This is a genomic window from Cellulomonas sp. Marseille-Q8402, from assembly GCF_965119525.1.
In genome coordinates this window covers 805,093-817,273 of record NZ_CBCPLX010000001.1, presented here as the reverse complement: position 1 = coordinate 817,273, position 12,181 = coordinate 805,093, and the positions used below count along the sequence as shown (strand labels likewise).

Annotated in this window: 11 protein-coding genes; all 11 read left to right on the top strand. The window is 76.3% G+C overall.

Annotated features, from left to right (window positions below; all coding sequences use genetic code 11):
* The first annotated feature begins 43 nt into the window (after positions 1-43).
* The 11 genes from ACWPWW_RS03845 to ACWPWW_RS03795 all read left to right on the top strand — a co-directional run bounded on the left by ACWPWW_RS03845 (position 44) and on the right by ACWPWW_RS03795 (position 12,124).
* Entirely contained in the window at positions 44-187 is a 144-nt protein-coding gene (locus tag ACWPWW_RS03845; protein WP_454049023.1) for a hypothetical protein, read from the top strand.
* Between the two features lie 5 nt (positions 188-192).
* Positions 193-1,011 carry a TlyA family RNA methyltransferase gene (locus ACWPWW_RS03840; protein WP_454049022.1) on the top strand — a complete coding sequence of 273 codons (819 nt, stop codon included), beginning with the start codon at positions 193-195 and terminating at the stop codon, positions 1,009-1,011.
* Positions 1,008-1,916: an NAD kinase gene (locus ACWPWW_RS03835; RefSeq protein WP_454049021.1), complete on the top strand. Its 909-nt coding sequence runs from the start codon at positions 1,008-1,010 to the stop codon at positions 1,914-1,916. The genes ACWPWW_RS03840 and ACWPWW_RS03835 overlap by 4 nt, the downstream gene beginning before the upstream one ends.
* 5 nt (positions 1,917-1,921) lie before the next feature.
* Complete coding sequence (gene recN / locus ACWPWW_RS03830) at positions 1,922-3,652, top strand: DNA repair protein RecN (RefSeq protein WP_454050389.1); 1,731 nt, start codon at positions 1,922-1,924, stop codon at positions 3,650-3,652.
* A gap of 6 nt (positions 3,653-3,658) precedes the next feature.
* Positions 3,659-4,849, top strand: coding sequence for a putative cytokinetic ring protein SteA (gene steA, locus ACWPWW_RS03825; protein WP_454049020.1), 1,191 nt, complete (start codon positions 3,659-3,661; stop codon positions 4,847-4,849).
* Positions 4,850-4,919: 70 nt separating this feature from the next.
* A complete protein-coding gene (locus ACWPWW_RS03820) occupies positions 4,920-5,984 on the top strand; it encodes a copper transporter (RefSeq protein ID WP_454049019.1) in 1,065 nt (354 codons plus the stop codon).
* A complete protein-coding gene (locus tag ACWPWW_RS03815) occupies positions 5,981-6,874 on the top strand; it encodes a hypothetical protein (protein ID WP_454049018.1) in 894 nt (297 codons plus the stop codon). The genes ACWPWW_RS03820 and ACWPWW_RS03815 overlap by 4 nt, the downstream gene beginning before the upstream one ends.
* Complete coding sequence (murJ, locus tag ACWPWW_RS03810; RefSeq protein ID WP_454049017.1) at positions 6,871-8,535, top strand: murein biosynthesis integral membrane protein MurJ; 1,665 nt, start codon at positions 6,871-6,873, stop codon at positions 8,533-8,535. The genes ACWPWW_RS03815 and murJ overlap by 4 nt, the downstream gene beginning before the upstream one ends.
* Positions 8,532-9,620 carry a glycosyltransferase gene (locus tag ACWPWW_RS03805; RefSeq protein WP_454049016.1) on the top strand — a complete coding sequence of 363 codons (1,089 nt, stop codon included), beginning with the start codon at positions 8,532-8,534 and terminating at the stop codon, positions 9,618-9,620. Before murJ ends, ACWPWW_RS03805 begins: the two co-directional genes overlap by 4 nt.
* 198 nt (positions 9,621-9,818) lie before the next feature.
* Positions 9,819-11,516: a CTP synthase gene (locus tag ACWPWW_RS03800; RefSeq protein WP_454049015.1), complete on the top strand. Its 1,698-nt coding sequence runs from the start codon at positions 9,819-9,821 to the stop codon at positions 11,514-11,516.
* On the top strand, positions 11,513-12,124 hold the full coding sequence (locus ACWPWW_RS03795) for an NUDIX domain-containing protein (RefSeq protein WP_454049014.1): 612 nt from the start codon (positions 11,513-11,515) through the stop codon (positions 12,122-12,124). Before ACWPWW_RS03800 ends, ACWPWW_RS03795 begins: the two co-directional genes overlap by 4 nt.
* The last annotated feature ends 57 nt before the right edge of the window (positions 12,125-12,181 follow it).

The following is a 12,181-nucleotide window of genomic DNA, read 5'->3' as shown; positions in this document are numbered from 1 at the left end:
GCAGCAGTGGAGCCGCCCGGGTGGCGGAGTGGGGAGTGGAGCCGTGGAGCCGACGGGCGACCAGGCGGTGGACCAGACGCTCGTGCGTCTGACCGAGGTCACCGAGCTGGGGCTGCGGGAGCAGCTGGCCGTGTTCGACGCCGTGCACTCGGCCCTGCAGGACCGGCTCGCCGACGCGGAGGGCTGAGGCGCGTGGCGACACGCGTCGACGCCGCGCTGGTGCGTGACGGCCTGGCTCGCTCCCGGCGGCACGCCGCCGAGCTGATCGCGGCCGGCCGGGTGACGGTCGACGGCCGTCCGGTGCTGCGACCCGCCGCACCGCTCCCCGAGGGCGGGCACGCCCGGGTCGCGCCCGGTGCCGACGGCCCGGAGGACGACTGGGCCTCGCGGGGCGCGCACAAGCTGCTGGGTGCCCTGGCCTCGTTCCCGGACGTCGTGGTGGCGGACCGGGACTGCCTGGACGCCGGCGCCAGCACGGGCGGGTTCACCGACGTGCTGCTGCGCCGGGGTGCGCGCCGGGTGGTCGCGATGGACGTCGGGCACGGGCAGCTGGTGGACCGGATCCGCAGCGACCCGCGGGTGGACGTCCGCGAGGGCGTCAACGTCCGGTACCTGGCGGCGGGGGACGTGGACCCGGCGCCGGGGCTGGTGGTCGCGGACCTGTCGTTCATCTCGCTGACGCTGGTGCTGCCGGCGCTGGCCGCGGTCGCGGCACCGGACGCGGACCTGCTGCTGATGGTGAAGCCGCAGTTCGAGGTCGGGCGCGAGCGGCTGTCCTCGACGGGGGTGGTGCGCAGCACGGAGCAGCGCGCCGAGGCCGTGCTGGGGGTGGCGTCGGCGGCGGCCGCGCACGGCCTGGGGGCGGTCGGCGTGGCGCGGAGCCCGCTGCCGGGCCCGAACGGCAACGTGGAGTTCTTCCTGCGACTGCGCCGCGGTCCGGGGATGCTGGGCACCGGGCTGCAGGCCGAGGTGCACGCGGCGGTCACGGACGAGGGAGGTGCAGGGGCATGAGCAGCAGGCGGGTCCTGGTCGTCACGCACAGCGGGCGGGCGGAGGCGGTGACCGCGACGGAGGAGGCCGCGGCGGCGCTGACCGACGCCGGGTTCACGCCCGTGCTGTCGGGGGAGGACGTGCCCGGCCTCGAGTTCCACGACATCGAGCTGGCGATGGTCCTCGGGGGCGACGGCACGATCCTGCGCGCCGCCGAGCTGGCCCGGGGCGCCGGCGTCCCGCTGCTCGGCATCAACCTGGGGCACGTCGGGTTCCTGGCGGAGAGCGAGCGGGACGACATCAAGGAGGCGGTCCGGCGGGTCGCGGCCGGGGACTACACGGTCGAGGAGCGCACCACCCTCGAGGTGCGGGTCCAGGTGCCGGGCCAGGACGAGCCGCTGACCGGCTGGGCGCTGAACGAGGCCGCGCTGGAGAAGTCCGAGCCGGCGCGCATGGTCGAGGTGGTCATCGAGGTCGACGACCGGCCGCTGTCCAGCTTCGGGTGCGACGGCGTGGTGCTCGCGACGTCGACCGGGTCGACCGCGCACGCGTTCTCGGCCGGCGGGCCGGTGGTGTGGCCGGAGGTGGACAGCCTGATCGTGGTGCCGCTGTCGGCGCACGCGCTGTTCGCCCGGCCGCTGGTCGTCGGCCCGCGCAGCGTCGTGGCGGTCGAGGTGCTCGCCCGGACGCCGTCACCCGCGCTGCTGGTGTGCGACGGCCGGCGCCGGATCGAGGTGCCGCCGGGCTCGCGCGTGGAGGTGCGGCGGTCGCCGGTGCCGGTCCGGCTCGCACGGCTGACGCCTGCGCCGTTCACGGACCGGCTGGTGAACAAGTTCGGGCTGCCCGTGGTGGGCTGGCGCGGGCGCGCCACGGACGACGAGCCCGCGGTCCGCGAGGCTCCCGACGCGCTGACGGACGGGCGGTGACCGGCGTGTTCGAGGAGATCACGATCAGCGACCTGGGCGTCATCACCGGCGCCCAGATCCGGCTGCACCCCGGGCTGACGGTGCTGACGGGCGAGACCGGCGCCGGCAAGACGATGGTGCTCACGGGCCTGAACCTCCTGCTCGGCGGCAAGGCCGACCCGGCGACGGTGCGGCGCGGGGCGGCCTCGGCGGTGGTCGAGGGCCGGGTCCTCGTGCCGCCGGGCTCGCCCGTCCTCGAGCGGGCCGAGGAGGCCGGTGCCGCGGTCGACGACGACGGCGGGCTGCTGCTCGTGCGCACGGTCGCCGCGGCGACGGACGGCGCCCCGGGCCGGTCGCGCGCGCACCTCGGTGGTCGGTCGGTCCCGCAGGCGGTGCTGGGGGAGCTGGCCGAGGCGCTGATCACCGTGCACGGCCAGCAGGACCAGGCGCGGCTGCGGTCGCCCGCGCACCAGCGTGAGGCGCTCGACGCCTTCGCGGGGGCGGCGCACGCCGGCGTGCTCGCGGGGTACCGGCAGGCGTGGGCGGAGCGCGGCCGGCTGCAGGCGACGATCGACGACCTGGTCGCCCGTCGCCAGGACCTGGCCCGCGAGGCGGAGCTGCTGCGCCTCGGGCTCGCCGAGGTCGAGCGGATCGATCCGCAGCCCGGCGAGGACGCCGCCCTGGCCCAGGAGATCGAGCGCCTGGAGCACGCGGAGGACCTGCGCACGGCCGCGTCGGGCGCGCACGCCGCCCTGGCCGGCGACGACGACACCGCCGACGACACGGCCAGCGCAGCCGGGGCGGTCGAGCACGCCCGGCGGCTGCTGGACGGCGCCGGCGCGCACGACCAGCGGCTCGCGGAGCTGCGGGACCGCGTGGCGGAGGCGGGCTTCCTGCTCGCGGACGCCGCGACGGAGCTGTCGTCGTACCTGCAGGACCTCCAGGCGGACCCGCTGCGCCTGGACGCGGCGCAGACCCGGCGCGCGGAGCTCGCGACGCTCACCCGGTCCTACGGCGAGGACGTCGCCGCGGTGCTGCGCTGGGCGGAGGACAGCGGCCGCCGGCTGCTCGACATCGGCGACGGCGACGAGAAGGTCGCGGAGCTGACCGCGGAGCGGGACGCGCTCGACGCGCGCCTGGCCGAGCTGTCCGGGCGGATCGGCGCGGCCCGGCGCGAGGCGGGGGAGCGGCTCGCCGCGACGGTCTCCGCCGAGCTCGCCGGTCTCGCGATGGCAGGCGCGAGCCTCGAGGTGCGGGTCGAGCCCGCGTCGGAGCCGGGCCCGCACGGTGGAGATCTGGTGGAGATGCTCCTCGTCCCGCACGCGGGCGCACCGGCTCGTCCGCTGGGCAAGGGCGCGTCCGGCGGCGAGCTGTCCCGCGTGATGCTGGCCCTCGAGGTCGCGCTCGCGACGGCGCCGGACCAGGGCGACCACCGGCCGGGCACCTTCGTGTTCGACGAGGTGGACGCCGGCGTCGGCGGCCGCGCCGCGACCGAGGTGGGGCGTCGTCTGGCCGCCCTGGCACGGGGTTCGCAGGTCCTGGTGGTGACGCACCTGGCCCAGGTCGCCGCGTTCGCCGACCGGCACCTGGTCGTCACCAAGTCCCGCGACGGCGCCGTCACGGCGTCGGACGTCCAGGAGGTCGCCGGGGAGGAGCGCGTCCGGGAGCTGGCGCGCATGCTGTCCGGCCAGGAGGAATCCGGGACGGCGCGCGCACACGCAGCGGAGCTTCTGGACCTGGCAGGCGTGGCACCATGAACACCGATGAAACTCCTGCCCTCGCGTAGACGCTCCGCCGCGCCCCCCGGGGGCGAGCTCGTCGGCCCGGCCCGGGTCGACCCCCGCACGAAGTCGCTGACCAAGCGGCTGCGTCCGGGTGAGATCGCCGTGATCGACCACGTCGACATCGACCGGGTCTCGGCCGAGGCGCTCGTCGCCTGCAAGCCCGCCGCGGTGCTCAACGCCGCCCGCTCGACGTCGGGCCGGTACCCGAACCTCGGCCCGGACATCCTCGTGCAGGCGGGCATCCCGCTGGTCGACGACCTCGGCCCCGACGTGATGTCGATCCGCGAGGGCCGCACGCTGCGGGTCGACGGCGGCTCCGTGCACGACGGGGACAAGCTGGTCGCCGAGGGCACCGTGCAGACCGAGCAGACGGTGGCCACCGACCAGGCGGCCGCGCGCGAGGGCCTGTCGGTGCAGCTCGAGTCGTTCGCGGCGAACACGATGGACTACCTGCGCCGGGAGCGCGACCTGCTGCTCGACGGCGTGGGCGTCCCGGACATCACCACGCAGATCGACGGGCGCCAGGTGCTCATCGTGGTGCGCGGGTACCACTACAAGGAGGACCTGGTCACGCTGCGGCCGTACATCCGCGAGTACCGCCCGGTGCTCGTCGGCGTGGACGGCGGCGCGGACGCGATCCTCGACGCCGGCTGGACCCCCGACATGATCGTCGGCGACATGGACTCGGTGTCCGACCGCGCGCTGCGCTGCGGCGCCGAGATCGTCGTGCACGCCTACCGCGACGGCCGCGCCCCGGGCCTGGCGCGCGTCGACCAGCTCGGCGTCCCGCACATCGTGTTCCCGGCGACGGGCACCAGCGAGGACGTCGCGATGCTGCTCGCCGACGACAAGGGGGCCGAGCTCATCGTCGCCGTCGGCACCCACGCCACCCTGGTCGAGTTCCTGGACAAGGGCCGCTCGGGCATGGCCAGCACGTTCCTCACCCGCCTGCGCGTGGGCAGCAAGCTGGTCGACGCCAAGGGCGTGTCGCGGCTGTACCGCAACCGGATCTCCAACCTGCAGCTGACCCTGCTGGTCCTGGCCGGCCTGCTCGCGCTGGGCGTCGCGCTCGCGTCGACGACCGCGGGCCAGACGCTGATCGGGCTCACCGGGGCGCGCTGGGACGACTTCACGTACTGGCTGGGCTCGTTGTTCGGCGGGACGCCATGACGCCCGCCCCCCGCCCCGCCCGCCTTCCTGCTGCCGCCCTCGCGTCGGCACCCGACCGAGAGCGACCGCTGTGATCGACTTCCGTTACCACCTCGTCTCCCTGATCTCGGTGTTCCTGGCCCTGGCCGTCGGCATCGCGCTCGGCGCCGGCCCGCTGAAGGAGACGATCGGCGACACCCTCACCGGGCAGGTCGACCAGCTGCGGAGCGAGCGCGACGACCTGCGCTCCGACCTCGAGGCGGCCGGCGCCGACCTGGCCGCCAGCAACGCGTACGTCGCGGCCGCGGGTGCCGAGCTGGTCGAGGGCACGCTCGCCGACCGCCGCGTCGCGGTGATCTCGCTCGGCACCGTCGACGGCGACGCGCTCGCCGCCGTCGAGGCCCAGCTGGGCGACGCCGGCGCGACCGTCAGCGGCCGCGCGACCCTGAACGAGGCGTGGTCGTCGACCGACCTGCGGACGTTCCGGCAGGCGCTGGTCGGCAACATCCTCAGCTACCTCAGCCCGCAGCCGGCCGACGACGCGTCCGACGACACCGCGCTCGCCGAGGCCCTCGTGCAGGGCCTCACCGGCGCCGACGCGGCGAACCCGGACCAGCTGAGCAGCTCCGCGCAGACGCTGCTCGACTTCATGGCCTCCGGCGACTCGCCGCTGGTCACCTTCGACGAGCAGATCACCGCGCCGGCCGACGCCGTCGTCCTGGTGGCGCCGACCATCGCCCCGGACGCCGTCCCCGCCGACGCCACGCCCGACGAGGACGAGGCGCAGGCCGTCCTGACCTCCCAGATCGCCCTGGCGCGCGTCGCGCAGGACCGGTCCGAGGGCGCCCTCGTGGTCGACGGCCCCGTCGCCGACGGCACGCTGGTCGCCGCGATCCTGGGCGACGAGGACGCCGCCGCGGACCTCACCACCGTCAGCGACGGCGACACCGTCGCCGGCCAGGTCAACGTCCCGCTCGCGCTCAACGCGCGCATCGGCGGCACCAACGGGCACTACGGCCACGGGGACGACCTGACCACGCTGCCGACGACGACCACGCTCACGCCCCCGGACCGCACGCCGGTCGCGACGGGCGACGCGGGTGCGGGCGACGCGGGCGCGGGTGACGCCGGCGCCGAGACCGGGGCCGAGGGGTGAGCGTCGCGCGCCGGATCACGGCCGCGGTCACCGCACGTCTCACCACCAGCGTGGTGCGGGGGCTCCTCGACGACGAGCCGCCGGGCGGTGCCCCGCTCTGGGAGCGCACCAACCACCGCGGCGAGCCGGTCAGCATGCTCGGCGGTCCCGCGGTCGCCGCGGGTGTCCTCGCCGGGGGCCTGGTCGGGGCCCCGAGCGCCCGGGACGCCGCCGCGCTCGCCGTGGCGACGACGTCCGCCACCGCCTTCGGCCTGGTCGACGACCTGACCGAGGACCGCGAGGGCGAGGTGCGCAAGGGCCTGCGCGGCCACCTGGGCGCGCTCGCCCGCGGCGAGGTCACCACGGGCGGTCTCAAGGTGCTCGGCATCGGCGCGGGCGCGCTGGTCGCCGCGGCGCTGAGCCGGCCGCACGACGCCCTGCCCGCGCGCCGCGGGGCGGCCGCCACCACCCGGCTCGTCGACGTGGCCCTGGACGGCGCGCTGATCGCCGCCTCCGCCAACCTGGTCAACCTGCTCGACCTGCGCCCGGGGCGCGCGCTCAAGGCCGCGGCCCTCGCCGCCGTGCCGGCGGCCGTGCTGCCCGGGCGGGGCGGGGGAGCGGCCGCCGCGGTCCTGGGCACCGTCGCGGCGGAGCTCCCCGACGACCTGGCCGAGCGCGACATGCTCGGTGACTCCGGTGCGAACGCCGTCGGCGCCGCGCTCGGCACGATCGCGGTGCAGGCCTGCCCGCGCCCCGTGCGCCTGGCGCTGCTGGCCGGCGTGGTGGGCCTGACGGTCGCCTCCGAGAAGGTCAGCTTCACGGCCGTCATCGCCCGCACCCCGGTGCTGCGCGAGATCGACGCCTGGGGCCGCCGGCCGGCGCACGACGCGGACGGGGTGCGCACGACGTGAGCCGCCGGGGCGTCCTGTCCGGTCTGGCGGGCGCGGCGGCCCTGATCTCGGTCGTGACGATCGTCAGCCGGCTGCTGGGGTTCGCCCGGACCCTGGTGTTCACCGGCTCGGTGGGCGCGGCCACGGTCGGGGACGCGTACAACTGGGCCAACACGCTGCCCAACGTGCTGTTCGAGGTCGCGGCCGGCGGCGCGCTCGCCGGTGCGCTGATCCCGGTGATCGCCGGTCCGCTCGCCCGCGGCATGCGCGAGGACGTGTCCCGCATCGCCTCGGCCATGCTCGGCTGGACCCTCGCCGGGCTGACCCTGCTCGCGGTGCTCCTGGCGGTCCTCGCCGCGCCGATCGCCGGGATCGCCCCGGGTGCGGACCCGGCCGGGCGCGAGCTCATCACGTTCTTCATCCGGGTGTTCGCGGTGCAGCTGCCGTTCTACGGGCTCGCGGTCGTGCTGTCCGGCGTGCTGCAGGCCCAGCGCCGGTTCGTCTGGCCCGCCTTCGCGCCGGTGCTGTCCAGCCTCGTCGTGATCGCCACGTACGTCGCGTACGGGCGCGTGCTGGCCGGCGCGGACGTGGACCCGTCGATCCCCGACGTCGGTGCGCTGCCCCCGGGCGCCGCGGCCGTGCTCGGCTGGGGCACCACCGCCGGCGTGCTGGCCATGGGGCTGCCGCTGCTGGTCCCCGTGTGGCGGTCCGGCGTCCGGCTGCGGCCCGCGCTGCGGTTCCCGCCCGGGGTGGCCGTCCGCGCGCGCAACCTGGCGCTGGCGGGCATCGGCGGGCTCGTCGCGCAGCAGGCGGCGGTGCTGGCGACCATCCAGCTGTCCCGGCGGTTCGGCGGCGAGGGGGCCCTGACCGCGTGGCAGATGATGGTGCAGCCGGTCTACCTGCTGCCGTACGCCGTGCTCGCCGTGCCGCTCGCCACCAGCACCTTCCCGCGGCTGGCGGCGCGCGCCGCGGCGGGCGACCGCGCCGGGTACGCCCCGCTCGCGGCCGTCACCACGCGCGCGGTGCTGGTCGCCGGGGCCGTGGGCGCCGCGGTGCTGGCCGCCGTCGCGCCCGCCGTCGCCACCCTGTACCGCACCATCGGCACGGGTGACGCCGGCCTGATCGACTCGATCGACGTCGCCCTCACCCTGATCGCCCCGGGCCTGCTCGGCATGGGGCTGATCTTCCACGTGTCCCGCGCGCTGTACGCCCTGGAGCGCGGGCGTCTCGCGGTGCTCGCGGCGAGCAGCGGCTGGCTGACCGTGGTGGTCGCCTCGTGGCTCGCGTGCCTGCTGCTCGTGCCGGACGGCGGTGACGGACCCGCCACGCTCCGCGCGCTCGCGATCGGCAACAGCGTCGGCATGCTCGTCGCCGGCGTCGCGCTCCTGGCCGTGCTGCGGTCCGCCGCCGGCGGCGCGGCCGTCGCCGGGCTGACCCGGACGCTCGCGGTGCTCGTGGTCGGCGGAGGGCTCGGCGCGGTGGTCGGCCGGTGGACGGTCGACGCCGTCGAGAGCCTGACCGACGGCCTGCCCGGCGCGCTCGGCGCGGCGGCGGGCGGGGCCGCGCTCGCCACGGCCGCGGTCGTCGCGCTCGTCGCGGCGCTCGACCGCGGCACCCTCACCGGGCTGGTCCGCCGCGGCGCAGCCCAGCAGGAGTCCAGCGCCCAGGAGGCCGACCGATGACGGGACGACGGGTGCTGCAGGTGCTCGGCTCGAGCGCGGGCGGGGTCGCCCGGCACGTGGCGCAGGTCGCCGCCGCGCTCGCCGCGGACGGCGACCGGGTGGTCGTGGCCGGGCCCGCGGCGCTGGCCGACGTGGTGGCGGCCGGTGACGGCGTCCGGTTCGCCGCCGTCGAGATCGCCGACCGCCCGCACGCCTCGGACCTGCGCGCGGTCGCGCGGCTGGCGGCGCTGGCGGGGGAGGCCGACGCGGTGCACGCCCACGGCCTGCGCGCCGGCGCGCTGACGGTGCTGGCGGTCCGGGGCCGGCCGCGCCGGCACCGGCCCCGGGTCGTGGTCACGCTGCACAACCTGCCGGTCGGCGGCCGGGCGGTCCGGGCGGTGGCGTCCGCCCTCGGCGTCGTCGTCGCGCGCGGGTCCGACGTCGTGCTCGGCGTCTCCGGCGACCTGGTGGCGCTGACGCGGTCGCAGGGCGCCCGGCAGGCGTCCCGGGCGCTGGTGCCGGCTCCGGCCCGCCCGGCGCCGGAGGCGGACGCCGCCACGACCCGCACGGGGCTCGGCCTGGGGCCGGACGACGACCTGGTGGTGACCGTCGCGCGGCTCGCCCCGCAGAAGGGCCTGGACACCCTCGTGGACGCCGCCGCGCACGCCGCGCGCACCCGCCCCGGGCTGGTGTGGGTCGTGGCGGGCGACGGGCCGCTGCACGACGAGCTGACCGCGCGCGCCGCGGCCTCCGGTGCGCCGGTGCGGCTGCTCGGCCGGCGCGCCGACGTCGCCGACCTGGTGTCCGCGGCCGACGTCGTCGCGTCCGCCGCGGTGTGGGAGGGGCAGCCGCTGGCCGTGCAGGAGGCGTTGGCGCTGGGGGCGGCGGTGGTCGCGACGGACGCGGGCGGCACCCGCGAGGTCACCGGCGACGCCGCGGTGCTGGTCCCCGTCGGCGACGCCGTGGCCCTCGGCACGGCCGTCGCCGACGTCCTGGACGACGCCCCGCGGCGTGCGGCCCTCCGCGCGGCGGCGCGCGCACGGGCGGCCACCCTGCCGACGATCGACGACGTCCTGGCCCAGCTGTCGGCGGCCTACGCCCGCTGAGCCCCGGCCCCTGCTCTCGACCCCGCGAAGTGGAGAGTTCTGCCCGACACGCCGAAGCGTGTCGGGCAGAACTCTCCACTTCGCCACCCAGGGGCGAGGGGGAACCGGGGGATGCGCGGGCGGGTGCGGGGACCGGGTCGCCGCGTGTCGTGCGGGTCACGCCGCACGACGGCTCCGCGTCCGGTAAGGTGGAAGCCCGTGGCAGAGCGCGCAAATCGACTCTCCGGGCGGTCGGACTCCACGACCCGGCACATCTTCGTCACGGGAGGCGTCGCCTCCTCACTGGGCAAGGGCCTGACCGCCTCCAGCCTGGGACGACTCCTGCGGTCCCGCGGTCTGCGGGTGACCATGCAGAAGCTCGACCCCTACCTCAACGTCGACCCCGGCACGATGAACCCGTTCCAGCACGGTGAGGTCTTCGTCACCGAGGACGGGGCCGAGACGGACCTCGACGTCGGTCACTACGAGCGGTTCCTGGACGTCGACCTCGTCGGCTCCGCGAACGTCACGACCGGCCAGGTCTACTCGCACGTGATCGCGAAGGAGCGCCGGGGCGAGTACCTCGGCGACACCGTCCAGGTCATCCCGCACATCACCGACGAGATCAAGACCCGCATGCGGTCGCAGGCGGCCGACGACGTCGACATCATCATCACCGAGATCGGCGGCACGGTCGGCGACATCGAGTCGCAGCCGTTCCTCGAGGCGGCCCGCCAGGTCCGTCACGAGCTGGGCCGCGACAACGTGTTCTTCCTGCACGTCTCGCTGGTGCCGTACATCGGCCCGTCGGGCGAGCTGAAGACCAAGCCGACCCAGCACTCGGTCGCGGCGCTGCGCAGCATCGGCATCCAGCCCGACGCGATCGTGCTGCGCTCGGACCGCGAGATCCCGCAGTCGATCAAGGCCAAGATCGGCCTGATGTGCGACGTCGACACGCAGGGCGTCATCTCCTGCGTGGACGCGCCGAGCATCTACGACATCCCGCGGGTCATCCACGCGGAGGGCCTGGACGCGTACGTCGTGCAGCGCCTGGGCCTGCAGTTCCGGGACGTCGACTGGAGCGGCTGGGACGAGTTGCTGCAGCGCGTGCACCAGCCCGCGCACCACGTCGAGATCGCGCTGGTCGGCAAGTACATCGACCTGCCCGACGCGTACCTGTCGGTGACCGAGGCGCTGCGCGCCGGCGGCTTCCACCACGACGCCAAGGTGAAGATCCGCTGGGTGCCCTCCGACGACTGCCAGACGCCGGACGGCGCGCAGCGGGCGCTCGGCGGTGTGGACGCCGTCCTGGTGCCCGGCGGCTTCGGCGTGCGCGGCATCGAGGGCAAGCTCGGCGCGCTGCGCTGGGCCCGTGAGAGCAAGGTGCCGACGCTCGGCATCTGCCTCGGCCTGCAGACGATGGTCATCGAGTACGCCCGGAACGTCCTCGGCCTGCCGGGGGCGTCGTCGTCCGAGTTCGACGCGGACCCGGCCGACCCGGTGGTCGCGACGATGGCGGAGCAGCTGGCGATCGTCGGCGGCGAGGGCGACCTCGGCGGCACGATGCGGCTCGGCTCGTACGAGGCGGTGCTGGCCGAGGGCTCGGTCGCGGCCGAGGCGTACGGCTCGACCCGGGTCACCGAGCGGCACCGGCACCGGTACGAGGTCAACAACGCGTACCGCGACCGGCTGGAGGAGGCCGGGCTGGTCATCTCGGGCGTCTCCCCGGACTCGTCGCTGGTCGAGTTCGTCGAGCTGCCGCGCGAGGTGCACCCGTACTACGTGTCGACGCAGGCGCACCCGGAGTTCAAGTCCCGGCCGACGCGCTCGCACCCGCTGTTCGCGGGCCTGGTCGCCGCCGCGCTGGAGATCAAGGCGGCGGGCGGCGTGAAGACGCCCGCGAAGGCGAAGGCGTGACGACCGGGGAGCAGGGCGGGCCGGCCGACCGGCCCGCCCCGCGCCCGGTGCTGGAGCACACGGACCTGCACCACGGCAAGATCTGGGACCTGGTCTCGGAGACGGTCGACCTCGGCGACTCCCAGGTGGTGCGCGAGTTCGTCGACCACCCCGGCGCCGTCGCGGTGATCGCGCTCGACGACCAGGAGCGCGTGCTGCTGATCCAGCAGTACCGGCACCCGGTCCGCAGCGAGCTCTGGGAGCCGCCGGCCGGTCTGCGCGACGTCGAGGGCGAGCCCCCGCACGTCACCGCCGCCCGGGAGCTCGAGGAGGAGGCCGACCTGCGGGCCGGCACCTGGCACCTGCTGGCGGAGTTCTACAACTCGCCCGGCGGGTCCGACGAGCAGATCCTCGTCTACCTGGCCCGGGACGTCTCCGAGGTCCCCGAGTCCGAGCGGTTCACCCGCGAGGACGAGGAGGCCGGGATCGTGCCGCGCTGGGTCCCGCTGGACGAGGCGGTCGAGGCGGTGCTGGCCGGGCGGATCCAGAGCCCCAGCGCCGCCGTGGGCGTGCTGGCGGCCGCGGCGTCCCGCGACCGCGGCTGGTCGACCCTCCGGCCGGTCGGCTGACGCGACGGGCCTCAGCCGGTCGGGCGACGCGTTCGCCCGATCGGCTGGTCCGCGCAC

What these genes read in the sequence shown, in the direction of transcription:
- steA (WP_454049020.1), top strand. Translation starts at nt 3,659, where the DNA reads ATGAAACTCCTGCCCTCGCGTAGACGCTCCGCCGCGCCCCCCGGGGGC.
- ACWPWW_RS03805 (WP_454049016.1), top strand. Translation starts at nt 8,532, where the DNA reads ATGACGGGACGACGGGTGCTGCAGGTGCTCGGCTCGAGCGCGGGCGGG.
- ACWPWW_RS03835 (WP_454049021.1), top strand. Translation starts at nt 1,008, where the DNA reads ATGAGCAGCAGGCGGGTCCTGGTCGTCACGCACAGCGGGCGGGCGGAG.